General features: G+C 33.0%; 19 protein-coding genes and 1 pseudogene. 14 read left to right on the forward strand and 6 right to left on the reverse strand.

Going from position 1 to position 19698, the window contains the following annotated elements; all coding sequences use genetic code 11:
* Positions 1 to 13: 13 nt before the first annotated feature.
* Both FF125_RS01915 and FF125_RS01920 read left to right on the forward strand, forming a co-directional pair.
* Positions 14 to 873, forward strand: a pseudogene (locus FF125_RS01915) (flavin reductase family protein).
* An 11-nt stretch (positions 874 to 884) separates the two neighbouring features.
* The gene (locus tag FF125_RS01920; protein ID WP_117882025.1) at positions 885 to 1259 is read left to right on the forward strand and encodes a DUF3127 domain-containing protein; all 375 of its coding nucleotides are present in this window, start codon (positions 885 to 887) and stop codon (positions 1257 to 1259) included.
* Between the two features lie 87 nt (positions 1260 to 1346).
* Here the strand turns inward: FF125_RS01920 and FF125_RS01925 are convergent, their stop codons facing one another.
* Positions 1347 to 1790, reverse strand: a complete 444-nt coding sequence (locus FF125_RS01925) for a hypothetical protein (protein ID WP_138948202.1) — start codon at positions 1788 to 1790, stop codon at positions 1347 to 1349.
* Between the two features lie 154 nt (positions 1791 to 1944).
* Here FF125_RS01925 and aat point away from each other — a divergent pair, with 154 nt between their 5' ends.
* The 3 genes from aat to FF125_RS01940 all read left to right on the forward strand — a co-directional run bounded on the left by aat (position 1945) and on the right by FF125_RS01940 (position 3240).
* Positions 1945 to 2574 (forward strand): leucyl/phenylalanyl-tRNA--protein transferase, encoded by a 630-nt coding sequence (aat, locus tag FF125_RS01930; RefSeq protein WP_138948203.1) that lies wholly within the window; start codon positions 1945 to 1947, stop codon positions 2572 to 2574.
* Between the two features lie 91 nt (positions 2575 to 2665).
* Positions 2666 to 2992, forward strand: a complete 327-nt coding sequence (locus FF125_RS01935) for a nucleotide pyrophosphohydrolase (protein WP_138948204.1) — start codon at positions 2666 to 2668, stop codon at positions 2990 to 2992.
* Positions 2992 to 3240, forward strand: coding sequence for a hypothetical protein (locus FF125_RS01940; protein WP_138948205.1), 249 nt, complete (start codon positions 2992 to 2994; stop codon positions 3238 to 3240). Before FF125_RS01935 ends, FF125_RS01940 begins: the two co-directional genes overlap by 1 nt.
* 64 nt (positions 3241 to 3304) lie before the next feature.
* On the opposite strand, the gene deoC is transcribed toward FF125_RS01940, so the two are convergent.
* The gene (gene deoC, locus FF125_RS01945; RefSeq protein WP_138948206.1) at positions 3305 to 4015 is read right to left on the reverse strand and encodes a deoxyribose-phosphate aldolase; all 711 of its coding nucleotides are present in this window, start codon (positions 4013 to 4015) and stop codon (positions 3305 to 3307) included.
* A 38-nt stretch (positions 4016 to 4053) separates the two neighbouring features.
* A complete protein-coding gene (locus FF125_RS01950; protein ID WP_138948207.1) occupies positions 4054 to 7212 on the reverse strand; it encodes a WD40/YVTN/BNR-like repeat-containing protein in 3159 nt (1052 codons plus the stop codon).
* A gap of 62 nt (positions 7213 to 7274) precedes the next feature.
* Between FF125_RS01950 and FF125_RS01955 the strand changes: the two genes are divergently transcribed.
* The 6 genes from FF125_RS01955 (at position 7275) to FF125_RS01980 (ending at position 12471) form a co-directional block, all read left to right on the forward strand.
* Complete coding sequence (locus tag FF125_RS01955; protein ID WP_138948208.1) at positions 7275 to 8492, forward strand: 3-phosphoshikimate 1-carboxyvinyltransferase; 1218 nt, start codon at positions 7275 to 7277, stop codon at positions 8490 to 8492.
* A 99-nt stretch (positions 8493 to 8591) separates the two neighbouring features.
* Positions 8592 to 9026, forward strand: coding sequence for a thioredoxin family protein (locus FF125_RS01960; protein WP_138948209.1), 435 nt, complete (start codon positions 8592 to 8594; stop codon positions 9024 to 9026).
* An 8-nt stretch (positions 9027 to 9034) separates the two neighbouring features.
* The gene (locus tag FF125_RS01965) at positions 9035 to 10015 is read left to right on the forward strand and encodes an FAD:protein FMN transferase (protein ID WP_138948210.1); all 981 of its coding nucleotides are present in this window, start codon (positions 9035 to 9037) and stop codon (positions 10013 to 10015) included.
* Complete coding sequence (locus FF125_RS01970) at positions 10015 to 10227, forward strand: DUF4266 domain-containing protein (RefSeq protein ID WP_117882006.1); 213 nt, start codon at positions 10015 to 10017, stop codon at positions 10225 to 10227. Before FF125_RS01965 ends, FF125_RS01970 begins: the two co-directional genes overlap by 1 nt.
* A gap of 9 nt (positions 10228 to 10236) precedes the next feature.
* Positions 10237 to 11700, forward strand: a complete 1464-nt coding sequence (locus FF125_RS01975) for a DUF3570 domain-containing protein (protein WP_138948211.1) — start codon at positions 10237 to 10239, stop codon at positions 11698 to 11700.
* A gap of 267 nt (positions 11701 to 11967) precedes the next feature.
* Entirely contained in the window at positions 11968 to 12471 is a 504-nt protein-coding gene (locus tag FF125_RS01980) for a hypothetical protein (RefSeq protein ID WP_138948212.1), read from the forward strand.
* Positions 12472 to 12559: 88 nt separating this feature from the next.
* Here the strand turns inward: FF125_RS01980 and nagB are convergent, their stop codons facing one another.
* The 3 genes from nagB to FF125_RS01995 are packed head-to-tail and all read right to left on the reverse strand — an operon-like array spanning position 12560 to position 16657.
* On the reverse strand, positions 12560 to 14488 hold the full coding sequence (gene nagB / locus FF125_RS01985; protein ID WP_138948213.1) for a glucosamine-6-phosphate deaminase: 1929 nt from the start codon (positions 14486 to 14488) through the stop codon (positions 12560 to 12562).
* A gap of 36 nt (positions 14489 to 14524) precedes the next feature.
* Positions 14525 to 15595, reverse strand: a complete 1071-nt coding sequence (locus FF125_RS01990; protein WP_250629658.1) for a phosphotransferase enzyme family protein — start codon at positions 15593 to 15595, stop codon at positions 14525 to 14527.
* Positions 15596 to 15637: 42 nt separating this feature from the next.
* Positions 15638 to 16657, reverse strand: coding sequence for a LacI family DNA-binding transcriptional regulator (locus FF125_RS01995; protein WP_138948214.1), 1020 nt, complete (start codon positions 16655 to 16657; stop codon positions 15638 to 15640).
* Positions 16658 to 16774: 117 nt separating this feature from the next.
* Here FF125_RS01995 and kduI point away from each other — a divergent pair, with 117 nt between their 5' ends.
* Genes kduI through FF125_RS02010 form a run of 3 tightly spaced genes read left to right on the forward strand, consistent with a single transcriptional unit; the run spans position 16775 to position 19627 of the window.
* Positions 16775 to 17617, forward strand: coding sequence for a 5-dehydro-4-deoxy-D-glucuronate isomerase (kduI, locus tag FF125_RS02000; protein WP_138948215.1), 843 nt, complete (start codon positions 16775 to 16777; stop codon positions 17615 to 17617).
* Between the two features lie 15 nt (positions 17618 to 17632).
* Positions 17633 to 18421 (forward strand): gluconate 5-dehydrogenase, encoded by a 789-nt coding sequence (locus FF125_RS02005; RefSeq protein ID WP_138948216.1) that lies wholly within the window; start codon positions 17633 to 17635, stop codon positions 18419 to 18421.
* Positions 18422 to 18445: 24 nt separating this feature from the next.
* A complete protein-coding gene (locus FF125_RS02010) occupies positions 18446 to 19627 on the forward strand; it encodes a DUF4861 family protein (protein ID WP_138948217.1) in 1182 nt (393 codons plus the stop codon).
* Positions 19628 to 19698: the final 71 nt, after the last annotated feature.

The following is a 19698-nucleotide window of genomic DNA, read 5'->3' on the forward strand; positions in this document are numbered from 1 at the left end:
TATTAACAATGTGATGATAACTATAAACGTAAATAATATACCAACAGCCAAATTACATGGATACTTGTTAAGTGCCGTTGCCCCTAGACCCATAGCTTTTGCAAGTACAATTGATGCACATGGCAATCCGAATTTGGCTCCTTTTAGTTTTTTTAATGTATTTAGTGCTAATCCGCCAATACTTATTTTTTCACCAGCACGTAGGGGGAGAGATAATACCACTAAACATACATATGAGAATTTAAAAGAAGTAAAAGAAGTGGTTATTAATGTGGTAAATTATGCCATTGCTCAGCAAATGTCTTTGTCAAGTACTGAATATGCAAAAGGAGTAAATGAATTTGAAAAGGCGGGATTTACAATGCTACCTTCCGAAGAAATAAAGCCATTTAGAGTAGCGGAGTCACCAGTGCAATTTGAGTGTAAGGTTAATGAAATAGTGGAGTTAGGTTCTGAAGGCGGAGCTGGTAACTTAATAATTTGTGAAGTTTTAAAAATACACATTGATGAGAATGTTTTGGATGAAGATGGTGCGATTAATCAAGAAAAACTTGATTTAATTGCTAGAGCAGGGGGAGTTATTATTCAAGAGCCAAAGATGGTTTTTTTGAAATACCCAAACCGTTGCAAAATTTAGGAATTGGGGTAGATCAAATTCCTGATGACATTAAAAAAAGTAACATCCTGACAGGGAATAATTTGGGAATGTTGGGTAATGTAGAATCCATCCCTAATCAACACGATGTTGATAACTTTGTAGCCGATAATCCAAATTATATAGGTTTAGAAACAGAAGAAAAACATAAATTTGCACAAGAATTTTTAGAAAAAAACGATGTGTTTAGTGCTTGGAAAGTACTTTTAATTAAATAATTACGAAAAAAATGGAGGTTACAGGAAAAATTAAAAAAATTGACGAAACAAAAACTTTCGGATCTAGCGGATTCAGAAAACGTGAAATGGTTGTTACAACAGATGAGCAATATCCTCAGATGATAATGATTGAATTCGTTCAAGATAAGACCAGTTTATTAGATGCTTATAATGAAGGTGATGATGTAAAAGTAAATATCAATTTACGAGGTAGAGAGTGGATTAACCCAGAAGGAGAAGCGAAATATTTTAACTCTATCGTAGGATGGAGAATAGAAAAAGCACAAGCAGGAGCTCCAAATGCAGTTCCTCCAGTTGAAGCTGTTGATTCTTTTCAACCAGCAGATAATGTTTCTAGTGATGAACCAGATGATTTACCGTTTTAAGGAGTTATTGATTCTTCAATAATAAAGACATTACAACTTTATTAAAAAAAGCCTTTTAGTATTTTTACTAAAAGGCTTTTTCTTGTTTTAAAAAACAATGCGTGACTCAAAAGGAGCTGACCATTTTGAAGCTCTTCCTATTGCAGGTGCAATGGTGGCAAACACTTCTAATTTTCTTGAATTATACGTATTTCTTTGCTCAAATCTCCCCAGTTTTAAGGTCAAGGGTATTTCCATAGTTTCATTTTTGTTTTCGGCAACAATAACTTTAGAGGCCGAACCTAAAAAATCGTCTTTTCTATCTGAGGAGATCGAAATTACAGTACTTTCATCCCAGTTGGGAATAACCAATGGTGAATCTACTTTGCCATGAATATCATAAATAAAAATATGTAAACAGTATTCCATTTGTAGTTTAACATCTAAATCATGAAATTCAATATCTAAAATAACAGTTAAATCGCTAATGTCGTCGCCAGCATTAATAACTTCAGGTATTGATAATAATTCTACAGATTGTATTTTTGCCATTATGTTACCATTTTTATATCTATTTTTCTCTAGCTAAGATAACTTAAAATTTAGCCAATAGGTATACTAGAAGTATTATAATTTATATTCTTACCTATATTTATTTTTTATCTAGATTTTGTTATATTTTTAAAAAAAAATATAAAACTCATTAATGATTTTATTATCAGATAAATTATGGTTTCCGCCCGTTGAAACAGCTTCAAGCGAAGGTGTGTTAGCTTTTGGTGGCGATTTGTCTCCAGAACGATTATTGCTTGCTTATAATAGTGGGATTTTTCCTTGGTTCAATAAAGGAGAACCAGTGGTTTGGTATAGTCCAGGTGAAAGAATGGTCTTATTTCCTAATGAATTGAAAATATCAAAAAGTATGAAACAAATTCTAAAAAAGGATAGTTTCAAAGTTACTTTTAATCAAAATTTTAAGGAAGTAATTCGGTCTTGTAAAACCATTTATAGAGAAGGACAGGGAGGGACGTGGATAACTGATGAAATGGAACAGGCTTATACTAAATTAAATGAATTGGGGCATGCAAAATCGGTTGAGGTGTGGTTAGGTAATGAATTAGTAGGTGGACTTTACGGTATAGACTTAGGTGACGTTTTTTGTGGTGAAAGTATGTTTAGTGCTGTTTCTAATGCTTCTAAAGTTGCATTCATACATTTGGTTCAAAAGCTAAAAAGAGAAAATTATAAATTAATAGATTGTCAAGTTTATAACGATCATTTAGCTAGTTTGGGAGCGAGAGAAATACCAAGAAACGAATTTTTAAGGTATTTATAATGTTTACAGTATATGTATAGAAGCACTAAGAATAATGAAGATTCATCTAGAAATTGTTTAATTTTGAATCTTCAATCTCGAATTAATAGTCATGAACATACAAAACGCACAACTAGAAGTTGATAATTGGATAAAAGAACATGGTGTTCGTTATTTTAATGAGCTTACCAATATGGCTCAATTAACTGAAGAGGTTGGTGAAGTTGCTCGTATTATTGCTAGACGTTATGGTGAGCAAAGTGAAAAAGAATCAGATAAGAACAAAGATTTAGGTGAAGAACTGGCAGATGTTTTATTTGTGGTATTATGTTTGGCCAACCAAACAGGTATTGATTTACAAGCCTCTTTTGATAAAAAATTAGATTTTAAAACAAAACGTGACCATGACCGTCACCACAATAATAAAAAATTAAAATAATGACATTCTTAGAAAAAATAAAAACTGCATTTTTTTGGAAAAGGGCGTTAATGATAATAATTCCTTTCTTTATTGTTTTGGTAATTATATCATTGCTGTTTAATAGCTTTTCAGCAATCATCAATGCTGACATAGCTACGGTTATGGAACAAAATTTTAATCAAGGGAAATGGAAGGATTTCTTTTTAACAAAATCCTTTGTAAGTATTTTATATGGAGTGTGGATTACCAGTAGAAATATTAAATAATTAGAGGCAATACTATTTTAAAAACTGGTATTTAATTCCCACTCTGAAAACTAGAAATACAAATTTATTCTCCATTTACTGCAGAAACAATAGCTTCTGTTGCTGTAGCACCTATTCTTGTTACGCCCCATGATTTAACCTTTAAAGTGTCTTCTAAAGTACGCACACCACCGGCTGCTTTTACTTCAATTGAAGTATCTGTATGTCTACGCATTAATTTTAAATCATGCTCTGTTGCTCCCTTGTAATTATAACTACCATCAGGTTGTTTTACCATACCATATCCCGTTGAAGTTTTTACAAAATCTACCTTAAGTTTACTACATAGTTCACAAAGCTTTATTTTATAAAAATCTTCTGGTAAAAAGTCATTTTCAAAAATTACTTTTAGAGCAGCATTTCCTTTTTTGCAAGTAGCGTGAATTTCTTTAATTTCATTTTCAATATATGTCCAGTCTTCACTCAATACTTTTCCAATATTTACAACCATATCAATTTCTACAGCCCCGTCTTTAATTGCTTCTTCAGTTTCAACTATTTTTACGTTTAAAGTATTACTACCATGAGGAAAACCAATTACCGTTCCCACCATTACGTCTGTTCCTTTTAAAATTTCAACAGCCATTTTTACAGCATAGGGTTTAATGCAAACCGAAGCTACATTATATTTTTTTGCAATTTCACATCCTTCTATTAGAATTTTATCATCCATGGTAGGGTGTAAAAGAGAGTGATCAATCATTTTTGCAATTTCTAATTTTGTTACGCTATTCATTATTATACTATTTTAATAGATACATGTATTTGTAAAGTTTACTCCTTCATTACAGTGGACGGTTGAGGTGGTGCAAGTTGAATTAAATCAATTTCGCTCGTTTTTACTTTTTTATTGAGTTCAGATACATCATTTTTAAAGATTTGATATAATGCGGTTAACTCCTTGTCAATGGCTATTGTAATTTCATTTTTAAATTGAACTTCTTGATCTGTAGGTCTGTAACTTCCCATAGAAGTCAATGCGTTTAAGTGTCCTAACTTATTATTAAGCTTGATTGGAAAATTTAAAGGGTCTTGATTACTTTTACTTTTTGTTTGATAAAGATTATTTTCAATAACGGTTACTTCTTTCGAAATTTTGTTTGCAAAATCTAGAAGTTCTTTATGCTTCTTTTTATCAGTAATTGACTTTTTTAATACGGTAATTTGATCTTTTACTTTCTTTACATTTTTTAAGGCTTTGTGTATTTCAGTCAATTTATCGCGGACTTCAATAATAAAATTGAATTGAGCTTGTAAATCTTCTTGAGTTGATTCGCTTCTAGGATCTTTTAAAATTGTAAAATCTTTGGATTCACTCTTGTTGTTTTTTGACAATACTACATTGTAATTTCCTGGTATTGCTTGTGGTCCATTTAGTGATGCCCACCATAAAATCATACCCTCTACTTTTTCAGCACCAGCGTACATCATATTCCAATTAAAAATATTGTTACCAGGTTTAACTTTTAAGGTTTCTTCTTTTTTCTCTTTGTTTGGGTGTGTACTGTATTTTTTTATCAATTGCTTGTTATTGTCAAAGAATGATAAGGAAAGGGTATCTGCTTTCGCTGTATCTTTTACATAAAAATTGATAGCAACACCACCATAATGGTTTTGCCCATTGGTTTTAGATTTGGCTCCTCTGCCACCGCCCATTTTATAGCTATCCATTGGTTTGTATGCATAGAAATCTTTTGAAATTATATTTTTATTTAATTGATGAAGCGGGGTTAAATCATCAATGATCCAAAAAGAACGACCTTGTGTAGCAGCAATTAAATTGTCATTTTTAATGGTTAAATCCGTTATTGGAACAATAGGTAAATTCAATTGAAACGGAGTCCAGTTATTACCATCATCAAAACTGATATACATTCCGCGTTCGGTACCAGCGTATAACAATCCTTTTCTTTTAGGATCGGCACGTAAAGCTCTAGTAAAAGATTCGTTTCCAATTCCGTTGGTTAATTTTGTCCAAGTAACGCCATAATCAGCAGTTTTATAGATATAAGGCCTGTAATCTCCTGTTTTATATTTTGTCCCCACGATGTAAGCACCACCCTTATTAAATGGGTCAATTTCTATACAGTTTATCATCATCCATTCAGGCATAATTTTAGGCGTAATATTGTTCCAAGTTACTCCACCGTCTTTGGTAATATGTACCAATCCGTCATCAGACCCCGTCCATATCAATCCATTTTCTATTGGGGATTCTGCCACGGCAAAAATAGTTGCGTAATATTCTACACTTGTGTTGTCTTTGGTGATGGGTCCACCTGATGGGCCTAATGTTTTAGGATCATTTCTGGTTAAATCAGGACTTATAATTTCCCATGATTGACCTTCATTTGTTGTAGCATGTAAGTGATTTGAGGCTGCATATAATTTTTTAGGATTATTAGGTGAAAACAACACTGGGAAATTCCATTGGAAACGATATTTAAAATCTTTGGCACCATGTCCCATCGGGTCGTCTGGCCACACATTTACGGCTCTTCGTTCGTTGGTTTTATGGTTAATTCTCGTTAAAAAGGCACCATAACTACCGCCATAAACGATATCATCATTATTTGGATCTACTGCGATATGTGCACTTTCACCACCCGCTGTACTTTCCCAATCACTTTCTGTGATATATCTGCCGTCGGTTCTGTGTGAAATACGTACAGTAGAATTATCTTGTTGAGCACCATATATTCTATACGGAAAGTGATTATCTGTAACCACTCTATAAAATTGTGATGTAGGCTGATTGTGATAAGTAGACCAATTTTCGCCAGCATCAAAACTAATTTGTGCACCACCATCATCACCAATAATCATACGTTGATTGTCATTCGGATCCATCCATAGGTCATGATGGTCTCCATGTGGAGCTCCATAGGTTTTATACGTTTTACCACCATCTTTAGATTGATGATAGCTAACATTTAAGACATATAATCCGTTTTCATCTTGAGTGTCAGCGTATAGTCGCGTATAATACCAAGCACGTTGACGTAATTTTCGCTCATTATTAATGAGTTTCCATGTTTTGCCAGCATCTGTAGATTTATAAACACCTCCATCTTTGTTTTCTATTAATGCCCAAACAATATCAGAATTTACAGGTGAAACTGTTACACCACTAATACCCCATATCCCTTTTGGCAATCCTTCGTTAGTACTGATATTGGTCCAAGTCTCGCCTTCATCTGTACTTTTATACAACGCAGAACCTTCACCTCCACTAGACAAACTGTAAGGTGTTCGTCTGGCATTCCAAGTAGATGCATATAGGATACGTGGATTGTTAGGATCGAGTATTAAATCGATAGCACCAGCGTCGGCATTAGCAAAAAGTACTTTTTTCCAATTTTCACCACCATCAGTAGATTTATAAACACCACGTTCTTCTGAAGATTTATACAAATCGCCTAAAACAGCAGCATATACTATGTCAGGATTTTTTGGATGAATTCTTACTCTGGGTATATGTCTAGAATTTTTTAACCCCATATGTTTCCATGTTTTTCCAGCATCTACAGATTTATACATACCATCACCAGAGGAGACATTACCGCGAATTGTTTTTTCGCCCATACCCACATAGATCACATTATTATCCCATTCAGAAACTGCTACTGCACCAACAGAACCTCCAAAAAAACCATCTGAAATGTTGTCCCAAGTATTACCGGCATCGGTAGTACGCCAAACACCGCCGCCTGTAGCTCCAAAATAATAAAGGTTGGCCTTACCCGGAACACCAGTTACCGCAGCACTTCTACCACCACGAAATGGACCTATATTTCGCCATTGCATAGCGTCGTAATATTTTTCTATAAAGAGAGGTTCTTGCGTTTTTTGTTTTTTTTGTCTTTTTTGTGCGTTAACTTTGTCGGCAGTTGCAAATAATAAGCAAACGGCAAGGAAGAATATTTTATTCATGGATTAGGTTTGTTGATAGTAGCTAAAATTAAGGATAATAAATTAAATTAGAAACGGGTTAGATGGATTTATTTTTAGATTATACTGATAAACAAATAGTTACTACTTCAATTAAAATTTCAGGTTCTAAAAGTGAATCGAACAGGTTGTTGATTTTACAACAATTTTTTCCTAATTTAGAATTAGAAAATGTATCTGACTCTGATGATTCTGTCCATTTAACACATGCCTTGCATGCTACAAAGGAGTTAGTAGATATTGGGCATGCTGGAACTGCCATGCGTTTTTTAACAGCATATTTTGCTGTAAAAGAGGGTAGAGAAGTGGTTTTAACGGGTTCTGAACGTATGCAAAATAGACCTATTAAAATTTTAGTTGATGCGTTGCAAATGTTGGGTGCAGATATTGCGTATGTCGATAAAGAAGGCTATCCGCCAATAGCCATTAAAGGCAAAAAAATTTCAAAGCAAAAAGTAGCTATTAATGGAAATGTAAGTAGCCAATATATTTCTGCCTTGGTATTGATTGCTCCGAGTTTAGAAAACGGACTAGAAATAGAATTGTTAGAAGAAATTACTTCTAGACCTTATTTAGAAATGACGTTAGATTTACTTAATCAATTGGGCGTTTCTACGATTTGGGAAGGTAATACCATTGTAATAAAACCAAAAAAAGCCATAAAGGATAAAACAATTACAGTAGAATCTGACTGGAGTTCTGCATCTTACTTTTATAGTTTAGTTGCTTTGAGTGAAGTTGGTAAATCCCTAACGTTATCATCATACAATAAAGAAAGTCTTCAAGGCGATAGTTGTTTGTCTGCTATATACCAAAAATTGGGAGTACTAACGGAATTTGAAAATAATTCGATAACACTAACCAAGGTAAATACACCTACTACTGAAATTTTAACGCTAAACTTACAGGAAGCTCCAGATATTGCTCAAACCATTGCGGTAACCTGTTTTGGATTAGGAATGGGTTGTGATTTGTCAGGGTTGCACACCTTGAAAATTAAGGAAACGGACCGTTTAGTTGCTCTACAAAATGAACTAGGTAAATTTGGTGCTGCCGTTGTAATTACAGATAAAAGCTTACGACTAACCGTTTCAGCAAATTCCTTTAATAGAGATGTTACTTTAAAAACATATAATGATCACAGAATGGCAATGGCATTTGCTCCGTTGGCACTAAAAGTTCCTTTTACGGTTGAAGATGCAGATGTGGTTACTAAATCTTATGTTAGCTTTTGGGAAGATTTTGAAAGCTGTATCCAATAAGAATGGATACAAAGTTAAAGTAAAGTTAAATAAGGGCTATTTGGTTAATTACGAGCAATTTGCTTAAATATATTTCGTTAAAATAGTATTCCTTTTATTATGACCAAAAAAATTCTACTCGTTTGTCTGGTAATTAGCCTTTCTTTCAAGGCTACAGCTCAAGAGTGGCAGTCAGATTTGCAAGAAGCAAAAAAAATAGCCACTGTTGAAAATCAAAAAATAATTTTAGTATTTCAAGGATCAGATTGGTGTGCCCCATGCATAAAATTAGATAATGAGATTTGGAGTTCAGATGAATTCAAAGCCTATGCAAAAGAGCATTACGTAATGTTACTTGCTGATTTTCCTAGAAAAAAGAAGAATAAATTAAGTAAATCTCAACAAGAAAAAAACAACAAATTAGCCGAAGAATATAACAAACAAGGTTTTTTTCCTTTTGTAGCTGTTTTAGATAAGAACGGTGAATTATTAGGTTCAACTGGTTATAAAAAAGTGAGTGTGACCGAGTATATCGAGATGCTTAATTCAATTTAAAATAATACATGCCCAAGTATATCTGTATAGGTATTTTCTTTCTGGTGTTTTCAAAACTTGAAGCACAGACAGCCTACCGTCAAACCTTAAAATTAATGGGTAGTAGGTTTGATATTTCGGTAATTGCTAATGATTCCCTTGAAGGGAATAGTTACATTAACACTTCCGTTGGAGAGATTAAACGCATTGAACAATTAATTTCCTCTTGGGATGCTAATTCTCAAACTTCTGAAATAAATAGAAATGCTGGAATTAATCCTGTTAAAGTTGATAAAGAATTATTTGATTTAATTGAAAGGGCTTTGGCAATTTCTAAACTAACTGATGGAGCTTTTGATATTAGTTATGCGTCTATGGATCATATATGGAAATTTGATGGTCTCATGACTGAAATGCCTTCGGAAGAGAGTATCAAAGCTTCAGTTGCGAAAGTTGGGTATCAGAATATTATACTCGATAAAAATAGGCAAACGGTATATTTAAAATTAAAAGGAATGAAAATTGGTTTTGGTGCTATCGGTAAAGGTTATGCTGCTGATAAAGCCAAGCAATTACTTATAGGCAAAGGTGTTATAGGTGGTATTATCAATGCATCCGGAGATATGAACACGTGGGGTAGACAACCTAATGGTGATTATTGGAAGGTTGCAATAACAAACCCGTTAAATAAAAAAAATGCGTTTGGTTTATTACCTATAAAAAACGGAGCCGTGGTTACTTCAGGTAATTATGAAAAGTTTGTGACTATAAATGGTAAACGGTATTCGCATATTATTGATCCGCGTACTGGTTATCCATCAAGTGGCATAATTAGCGTTACTGTTTTTGCACCCAAAGCTGAACTAGCTGATGCGTTGGCAACTTCTGTTTTTGTAATGGGTATTGAAGTTGGGTTAAACAGAATCAATCAATTGCCAAAAATAGAGTGTATCATCATAGATGATAAAGGAAGTATTCATAAATCAAACCATATAAACATCAATAAATAATGTTAAAAAAAATAGCCCTTTTAGTCTTAGTAATGATGGTTTTTAGTTCATGTGTTGCTGTAAAGGAATATGAAAAAATCAATTTGAATGATCCTGACATGGTATTGTCAGCTAATAAAATTGACCGTTTTGAAACCAATTTTCAATTGTATAGAGAGTCGGCTTCTGGTGCTAACGGAGGAAAAACAGGTGGAGGTTGTGGCTGTAATTAAATTGAGTTTATGAAAAAAATAGTTTTAGTAGTTGTCAGTTGCTTTGCATCCGTTTTAGTTTTTGCTCAAGAAAAAAGCCCAGAAACATCTTATAAAAAGAGGGTGTTAGAAAATGTTGAAGTAGATATCTTATCTAGTTATTATAGTCAAGATGGTGATAATGCTGCGGTTACTGGTGGTATTGGTACGGAGAAGTTGACTGATTTTACACCAACGATAACAATTTCAATACCCTTAAATGATGACGATGTGTTGACTATCGATGCTGGAATCTCAGCGTATACGTCGGCTTCATCGAGTAATTTAGATCCTTTTGATAGTTCTGGAGCCTCACAAGGAGGAGATGACGACGACGACGATGATGATGACGATGATGAAAATTTTCCTACAGAGGCGAATGGTAGCCCGTGGGTTGCTTCGTCAGGAGCTTCTCAAAAAGATACATGGATTAATCTTAATGCAAGTTATAGTCACAGCTCTGATGATAGAAATAAAATTTGGGGAGCTACTATTAGCTTGGCCAAAGAATATGATTACTCCTCTATTGGTTTTGGCGGGAGTTATGCACGACTTTTTAATGAGAAAAATACGGAAATCAGTATCAAAGCTAATGCGTTTTTCGATACATGGAAACCTGTATATCCAACTGAAATAGATTCTTATAATGAGGCAAATCAAAATTTAAATAGTGGATTTTTCTCAAATATTGATATTTTAGATCAATTCGGTGCTGTTATTGATAAAAATAGTTCAAACAGTTGGAGTGCTTTTAACACTACCTTAGTCGATGATGATAAACGAAATACCTACTCTTTGTCATTAAGTTTTTCTCAAATTTTAAGTAAAAATGCTCAACTATCGGTGTTTGTAGATGTGGTTAAGCAAGAAGGATGGCTTTCAAATCCAATGCAGCGTGTTTATTTTGGTGATAGAGCAAATTATTATATTGGAAATGCCAATAGTATAGATCATTATACTTCTAAATCAAATAAAGATGTTTTTCAGTTGGCAGATGATATTGAAAGATTACCTAACTCACGTTTTAAAACCCCAATAGGAATGCGTTTTAATTATTACTTAAACGAATTTTTAACAGTAAGAACCTATTATCGGTATTATTCTGATGATTGGGGTGTTTCATCTCACACGGCTAGTGTTGAGTTACCTATAAAAATTGGAGATAAGTTTACGTTGTACCCTGCATATAGATATTATAATCAAACAGCAGCGGATTATTTTGCTCCGTATGAAGAGCATTTTTCTACACAAGATTTTTATACTTCTGACTATGATTTGTCTGAGTTTAATGCAAATCAGTATAGTTTCGGAATTAAATACACAGATGTTTTTACGAAACTAAAAATTCAAAAGTTTGGGTTAAAAACTATTGATGTGAGATATAGTTATTATGAAAGAAATACGGGTTTACATTCTGGTATAATTTCGGCAGGTTTTAAATTTGTGATGGATTAAAAAAGGTTTGGTCTGTACGTGCTTTATTAGTGTTTTTTGAATTTTTAATAAAAATAAAATTCATATTAATAAGTGTTTTTATTGATTATAATGTTGAAAAATACCTCATAATTTTGAGAATAATGATAGTTTAAGCGTTTTTTGATTACATATTATTTGTTTTGTTTTTTATGCAAAAAATATAGAATCAAATGTTAAAGTTTGTAACACATTATAATTTTCATCGTCTATAATACAAAGAAGAGTTAATTAATCAAAATTCAAATTATGCTATCGTACATGCCAACTATTACTGAAGACGCAATATATAATCGATTTAGTTCTATTAATTTTTTAGTAGGTAGTTATAACATTGAGGTTTTTAGTTATGTACATGCAAAAGGTTGGGTGAAATCTGGAGTAGGAAGTTCTGAATTCGTAATGGAGGATACGTTTATTACCGAAAAAGTAAAGTTAAATAAAGAAAATTGTATTGTTAATTTAACGAATACCATTGCTAGAGATGAAAGTAATAAGGCTTTTCGCTTATTGTCGTTGGACATTCCAATGGGTAGCATAGATTTTTATAAAGGTGAAGTTAAAAATGAAACCTTGATTTTTAATAACTTAGAATCAGATACTAAGATTAAAAATAAATATGGAGAGGATGTTTCTTTCAAATTAATTTACAAAACTCTTTCAGAAAATAAAAATGAATTGGTTGTAGGTTATACCAAAGATAATGGGAAAACCTGGAATCCTTTTGTAAAGAATATTTATACAAGAAAGTAGAGTTATATTGTTCTAATTATATAACTCTACTAAATTTTTTGTTATTTATATTTAATTAATAAGCAATAAATAGTTTGTCAGAATCATTTTAAAAATGGTATCGAACAAATGCTTCCATTGCTGCATAATGTGACAATCCAAGTACATCATATAAATTTGCAGTCTCTTTATTTCTATCTTCTGCACGTTGCCAAAATTCTCTACTATCTGCTCCTTGGAAAACCACACCATCTTTTTGAGATTGATGTTTAAAAATACCTTTACGTTTTTCTAGTACTTGGTCTGGTCCCATAGGTACTGCCATTTCTATTTCGTCAATACCCCATTCTTGCCATGCTCCTCTATACAACCAAACCCAGCAATCTTCCATGAATTTTTTAGGTTTTAGTTCTTTTAAGGCTGCGAAAACAGAATCTAAACATACTTTATGAGTACCATGTGGATCAGCTAAATCACCAGCCGCATATATTTGATGAGGTTTAATTTTTTCAATTAAATCAGAAGTAATTTTGATATCAGCTTTGCCTAATGGATTTTTTTCTACAGTACCTGTTTCGTAAAAAGGCAATTCCATAAAATGAATTTGATCATCTGGGATGCCGATGAAATGACAAGTCGCCCTTGCCTCACCTTTTCTAATGATCCCTTTTATATGTCTTACTTCTGGCGTGTCTATTTCGCTGGATTTCTTGTTTTTTAAAAATTCAGCTGCTTTTTTATAAATATTTTCTGCCTCTTCATTTTCAATATTAAACTGGTCGTTATAATCACATACAAAGCGAGCAAAACGCAATGCCTCATCATCTGCAACAGCAATATTACCTGAGGTTTGGTAACCTACATGAACTTCGTGTCCTTGCTCATGTAATCTTTTGAATGTACCACCCATACTAATAATATCATCATCAGGGTGTGGGCTAAAAATTAATACACGTTTTTTAGCAGGTTCAGCACGTTCAGGTCTTTTGCTATCATCTGCATTGGGTTTACCACCTGGCCATCCCGTAATGGTGTTTTGCAATTTGTTAAATATTTTAATGTTGATATCATATGCAGGACCAGAATCTGCTAATAAATCACTCATACCATTCTCTATATAATCGGCATCAGTTAACATTAAAATTGGTTTCTTTAAGTAAAGAGCAAGACTCAATACTGCTTTTCTGATCAGTCTATCTGTCCAAACAATTTTTTCAACGAGCCAAGGCGTATTAATTCTTGTTAATTTAGAAGCCGCTTCTTTGTCTAAAACAAAAGTTGCATTATCATGTTCTTGCAAAAATGATGCAGGTACACTGCTGGTCACTTCACTTTCCGTAGAAGCCTTTATTATATTAGATTTTCTCTCACCCCAAGCTAAAAGAATAACTCTTTTGGCCTCCATTATTTTTTTAACCCCTAGTGTAATTGCTGTTCTAGGTGTGTTTTCTAATCCAGAAAAATCGCCACTTGCAGCAACTCTAGTAATATGGTCTAAGGCAACCAAACGTGTTTTAGAATTCTGAAGCGATCCAGATTCATTAAAACCGATATGCCCATTACCACCAATACCTAAAATTTGTAAATCAAGACCACCTAAGGCTTCAATTTTATTTTCATATTGATCACAATAATTTGCTATTTCAGCTTTAGACAAGGTACCATCTGGAACATGATAATTTTCTGGTAAAATATCTACGTGATTAAATAGGTGCTCTTTCATGAAACGAACATAGCTATTTACAGAATCAGGTTCCATTGGGTAGTATTCATCTAAATTAAATGAAACTACATTTTTAAAGCTTAAACCTTCCTCTTTATGTAAACGTACTAATTCCGCATATAAACTTTTTGGTGAAGAACCTGTTGCTAGTCCTAATATACAAGGTTGTTTTTGAGCTTGTTTAACACGAATAAGATCTGCTATTTCTTGAGCAACTGCCTTAGAGGCAGTAGTAGAATTCTCGTAAACAACGGTGCCTATGTTTTCAAACCTTTTTTCGAATCCTGTTGCTTTGTCGATACTACTTTTTAACATAATAATGTGGGTTGTTTTTAGAGATTAATTTTAGTTTTATAAATTTTCTGTTTTTTCGGTAAAACTTTGAATGAGTTTAAATTGATTTTTAGCACGATCCAAATTATGCTCGGGATATTTCGTTTTATAATAGATATCATTATTTAGATAATCTGTTAAAAAACGTAAGCCCATTATAAACATCATAGTTTTGGCACTTAAAGGCAAATATCGTAATTCTATTGCAGATAAAGAAGCTTTCATTTGTTTTAAAAAGCCTTTTTTATAAGCATTATAATAGTCTAGATTAAACATAACTAGATCTAAATTAGTTTCATCTTCAGCAGCCGTATTACAAATGGTTCTAATAGCATCTCCAAAGTCATAATGTACAATACCTGGCATTACTGTATCTGTATCAATAAGGCATAAACCTTTATTTTTTTTATTAAACAAAGCATTTGATATTTTTGTATCGTTATGAGTTACTCTAAGTTTAATTTCTCCAGACTCTTTCAGCTTCTGAATAACATGCATTTCTTCTTTTAAATCTTCAACAAGTTTGATATATTTTTTGGCCTTTTCTAATCTTTCTGATGAAGCTATTTTTAAAGCGTCGTTAAATTGTTCATAGCGAAAGGACATGTCGTGAAATTTTGGAATGACTTCCACTAATTTTGAAGGATCAAAGTCGCTAGTGAGTGTCAGAAATTTTCCTAGTAAACGCCCACCTTCATAAGCTATTTCTTTATTAGTAACTATTTCATGAGTTACACTGTTATCGATAAAATACATCAAGTTCCAGAAATTACCTCCATCATCTTTAAGGTAAGAGCTGCCAGTTTTAGTTTTTGCAAAAGTAAGCACACGACGTTTACGTTTTTTTGAAGACAGGTCTTTTAGTTTTTCTTGAATATGATTGCTTACGGCAACTTTATTTTCAATAAGGCCTGGAACATCTTTAAAAACACCATGATTAATACGTTGTAAAACAAAATATGGTTTATCTTTAGTTATCACTAAATATGTATCATTGATGTGACCGGATGCTAATTCTTTAAAAGATTGAAATTCGCCATTATGTTCAAATTGTTCGAATGTGCTTTTTATTTTTTTGACTAACATCATATTAAAGTTTTATAGATAAAGGTTCGTACTGTAAAAATGCGATTATTTTTGAGAAGATTGACGTTCTATTAAATTAGAGTCCATTATTAAAGTTTCCTCTTGTAACAGACCCGTTTCATTTTTTATATTTCTTATTAATAAATCTGTTGCTGCTTTTCCCATTTCAAATCCGGGTTGGTTAATCGTTGTTAAGGTGGGATTGATAACCGTTGAAATAGGTTCATTACTAAAACCTACAATAGCTACGTCATCTGGTATTTTAATTTCATTCTCAATTAAACATTTTATGGCTCCAATAGCAGCAACATCATTTGCAGAAAATATGGCATCAAAAACAACACCTTTATCTAACAATTTTTTAATATTATCAATACCATCTTGCTCCATTAATCTAGAGCTAATTAAATATTCATCTCGAAACGGAATTCCATTTTTCTTAAGTGCTTCTTTGTAGCCTCTAAAGCGGTTCTTGTAAATTTCGAGTTCTTGAGGTCCCGAAAAATGTACAATATTTTTACATCCTTTTTTAATTAAATGCTGAGTGGCATCATACCCGCCTTTAAAATCATCAATAAGCACGTTGTTAGTGCCGGGAATATTACAATGTCTATCAAAAAAAACCAAAGGAATTCCTCTATTTTTTAAACCTTCTAAATGCTCATAGTCCATTGTTTCCATTGAAATTGAAATCAATACGCCGTCTACTCTATTGGCAGCTAAAGTTTCTAAGATGTTTTTTTCTCTTTCTAATTGTTCTAATGATTGACAAATGATAACACTGAATCCAGCCTGGTATGCCGTTTCCTCAATGCCTTGAATTACAGAAGAAAAAAAATGACGTGATATTCTAGGTACAACAACACCAATGGTGTTGGTTACATTTTTACGTAAATTTGAAGCTAATAGATTACGCTGATAGCCCATTTCTTGGGCTGTTTTTAGAATTTTATCCTTTGTTTTTTTGGTTACCCTAGGGCTGTCATTTAAGGCTCTTGAAACAGTAGAACTATTAATGTCCAACGCTTTTGCAATATCATGTATTGTGACTTTATTTATATTCATCCAGAATTAATCTTTCTCGGTTAAAGATATAACAAATGTAACAATAATTAAAAATACAATCGATTGTATTTTTAATTGATTTTTTGTATGTTTGCATAACAATCAAATTATATAAAAATGAAAACACAATACACAACTAGGTATGCAGCATCACCGCAAGATGTTAAATCTTATGACACTACTAGATTAAGAGAAGAGTTTTTAATTGATAATTTAATGCAGGCGGATAAGATAGAGTTAGTATATTCTCATTATGATAGATTTATTACAGGAAGTGCAGTACCAACTGTAGCTCCGTTAAAATTAGAAGTTATTGATGCATTAAAAGCTGATTTTTTTCTAGAAAGAAGAGAATTAGGAATTATTAATATTGGTGCAGCGGGAACAGTAACTGTTGATGGAACGGTATATGAGTTAGATAATAAAGAAGCTCTATATGTTGGTCAAGGAAATAAGGAGGTTATCTTTTCAAGTAAATCAGCAGGAAATCCAGCTATGTTTTATTTAAATTCAACGCCTGCACACAAAGCATTTCCAAATAAGAAAATAGGCATTAAAGATGTTGAAGTCATTGAGTTAGGTGCACCTGAAACTGCAAATGCACGTACTTTAAGAAAATACATAGTAAATAGTGTAGTAGATGTTTGTCAGTTACAAATGGGAATGACTACTTTAAAATCAGGAAGTTCTTGGAATACAATGCCAGCTCATGTGCACGACAGAAGAATGGAAGTTTATTTTTATTTTGAAGTTGCAGAAGATCAAGCGGTATGTCATTTTATGGGGCAACCTCAAGAAACAAGACATATTTGGATTGGCAATAATGAAGCTGTAATTTCTCCACCATGGTCTATTCATTCAGGATCAGGTACAAGTAGCTATACTTTTATATGGGGAATGGCTGGTGAAAATCTAGATTATGGAGATATGGATCATTGTAAAATAAACGAATTAAAATAATCATAAAAATACATTATGTCAATTAACTTATTTGATTTAACAGGGAAAGTAGCTTTAGTCACTGGTGCCGTTCACGGTTTAGGGATGGCAATGGCTAAGGGATTGGGACAAGCAGGAGCTACAATTGTAGTAAACAATCATTCAAAAGATTCATTAGAAGATGCGGTTGCTGAATATAAATCATGTGGTTTAAATGCCTATGGTTATGTATTTGATGTTACAAATGAAACGGCCGTTATGGAAGCTATTTCAAAGATAGAAGCTGAAGTTGGTCCTATAGATATTTTGGTAAACAATGCCGGTATTATTAAAAGAACACCCATAGTTGATATGGAAGTTGCAGATTTTGAAGCTGTAATTAATGTAGATTTAATAGGTCCGTTTATTGTTTCTAAGCATGTAGCTAAAGGAATGATAAAAAGGGGTGGAGGAAAAATTATTAATATCTGTTCTATGATGAGTGAGCTAGGTAGAGATACTGTTAGTGCATATGCAGCCGCCAAAGGAGGATTGAAAATGCTAACCAAAAGTATGGCTACGGAATGGGCTAAGTTTAATATTCAGACAAATGGTATTGGTCCGGGATATTTTGCAACAAGCCAAACAGCTCCAATTAGAGTGGATGGGCATCCGTTTAACGAGTTTATTATTAAAAGAACACCAGCGGCAAGATGGGGAGATCCTGAAGATTTACAAGGAACGGCTATCTTTTTAAGTTCAAAAGCAAGTGACTTTGTCAATGGGCATGTGGTTTATGTTGATGGTGGTATTTTAGCGACTATTGGTAAACCTGCTAACGAATAATATCATTTAAAATCACAATTAATTATGAAAACTATCCGATTATTTATTTTTTCATTGTCTTTAGTAGTGCTTGCATCTTGCTCGGAAAAGGAGAAGGTAACCAGTGTTGTAGTAAAAAATACATTAGACATTGACAGGTCTATTGAAACTATTGCATTAAATAAATCAGAATTGGGCGTTGAAGATCTTACTACTGTTGGTATTAAAGATGTAAAAACAGGAGAGCTTCAAGTTACGCAATTGGTAGATAATGATGGGGACGGTACTATGGACGATGTGTTGTTTCAGCCAAAAGTAATGGCTAATACTGAAAACACATATGAAATTGTAAAAGTGACTGAAGCTGAAAAGCCAACAGCAGAAGAACTTTGTTATTCTCGCTTTGTACCAGAAAGAACGGATGATTATGCTTGGGAAAACGACAGAGTAGCCTTTCGAGTTTACGGTCCTACGGCACAAAAAATGATTGAAGATAACGTGCCTGGAGGTACGCTTTCTAGTGGTGTAGATGCATGGTTAAAAAGAGTAGAATATCCAATTATTAATAAATGGTATAAGAAAGATCTTGAGACGGAAGGGTCTTATCATGTAGATACTGGTGAAGGTTTAGATAATTTTCATGTAGGTGTAAGTCGCGGTGTTGGTGGTATTGCGGCTAAGATTGATAGTACTTATTATTATTCTAAGAATTATACAAAATGGCGTACTATTACAACAGGTCCAATTAGAACCAGTTTTTATTTGGAGGTTGCTACGTGGAATGCTGCGGGAAAATCGATCAAAGAATCTAAAGTTATTAGTTTAGATTTAGGTAATAATTTTTCAAAATTTACTGTTTCTTTAGAGGGTATTGATACGGTTTCAGTAGGATTAACACTTCATGAAAAAGATGGAGTTGTTACGGGTAATACTGATAATGGCTGGGTTAGTTATTGGGAACCTCATGGTGATTCTGAAATAGGTACTGCTATTGTTGCTCCTAAAAACACCTTTCTTGGTTACGAAAAATATGATACAGATTTAATTGATGAAAGTAATGCTTATGCAGAACTTAAAGTAACTAATAATGAAGTGGTTTATTATTCAGGTTTTGGTTGGAAAAAAAGTGGTCAATTTAAAACGAAACAAGAGTGGGAGAGTTATCTTAATACTTTTGCTAAGCAAATAAATACCCCCTTAGAAGTTGAGGTTCAGTTAGCCAAATAAACGTTGAATAAAGAAATTATCATTAGAGATCATTTTAAGAAATATTAAATAAAAAAAACCTAGACGAAAGT

Source organism: Aureibaculum algae (genome assembly GCF_006065315.1).
Taxonomy (GTDB): domain Bacteria; phylum Bacteroidota; class Bacteroidia; order Flavobacteriales; family Flavobacteriaceae; genus Aureibaculum; species Aureibaculum algae.

Coding starts and splice junctions, on each gene's coding strand:
- deoC (WP_138948206.1), bottom strand. CDS start 4,015: ATGAATAGCGTAACAAAATTAGAAATTGCAAAAATGATTGATCACTCT.
- nagB (WP_138948213.1), bottom strand. CDS start 14,488: ATGTTAAAAAGTAGTATCGACAAAGCAACAGGATTCGAAAAAAGGTTT.
- FF125_RS01975 (WP_138948211.1), top strand. CDS start 10,237: ATGAAAAAAATAGTTTTAGTAGTTGTCAGTTGCTTTGCATCCGTTTTA.
- FF125_RS02005 (WP_138948216.1), top strand. CDS start 17,633: ATGTCAATTAACTTATTTGATTTAACAGGGAAAGTAGCTTTAGTCACT.
- FF125_RS01920 (WP_117882025.1), top strand. CDS start 885: ATGGAGGTTACAGGAAAAATTAAAAAAATTGACGAAACAAAAACTTTC.
- FF125_RS01970 (WP_117882006.1), top strand. CDS start 10,015: ATGTTAAAAAAAATAGCCCTTTTAGTCTTAGTAATGATGGTTTTTAGT.
- FF125_RS01925 (WP_138948202.1), bottom strand. CDS start 1,790: ATGGCAAAAATACAATCTGTAGAATTATTATCAATACCTGAAGTTATT.
- FF125_RS01935 (WP_138948204.1), top strand. CDS start 2,666: ATGAACATACAAAACGCACAACTAGAAGTTGATAATTGGATAAAAGAA.
- FF125_RS01965 (WP_138948210.1), top strand. CDS start 9,035: ATGCCCAAGTATATCTGTATAGGTATTTTCTTTCTGGTGTTTTCAAAA.
- FF125_RS02010 (WP_138948217.1), top strand. CDS start 18,446: ATGAAAACTATCCGATTATTTATTTTTTCATTGTCTTTAGTAGTGCTT.
- FF125_RS01980 (WP_138948212.1), top strand. CDS start 11,968: ATGCTATCGTACATGCCAACTATTACTGAAGACGCAATATATAATCGA.
- FF125_RS01960 (WP_138948209.1), top strand. CDS start 8,592: ATGACCAAAAAAATTCTACTCGTTTGTCTGGTAATTAGCCTTTCTTTC.
- FF125_RS01955 (WP_138948208.1), top strand. CDS start 7,275: ATGGATTTATTTTTAGATTATACTGATAAACAAATAGTTACTACTTCA.
- FF125_RS01940 (WP_138948205.1), top strand. CDS start 2,992: ATGACATTCTTAGAAAAAATAAAAACTGCATTTTTTTGGAAAAGGGCG.
- FF125_RS01990 (WP_250629658.1), bottom strand. CDS start 15,595: ATGATGTTAGTCAAAAAAATAAAAAGCACATTCGAACAATTTGAACAT.
- FF125_RS01950 (WP_138948207.1), bottom strand. CDS start 7,212: ATGAATAAAATATTCTTCCTTGCCGTTTGCTTATTATTTGCAACTGCC.
- aat (WP_138948203.1), top strand. CDS start 1,945: ATGATTTTATTATCAGATAAATTATGGTTTCCGCCCGTTGAAACAGCT.
- FF125_RS01995 (WP_138948214.1), bottom strand. CDS start 16,657: ATGAATATAAATAAAGTCACAATACATGATATTGCAAAAGCGTTGGAC.
- kduI (WP_138948215.1), top strand. CDS start 16,775: ATGAAAACACAATACACAACTAGGTATGCAGCATCACCGCAAGATGTT.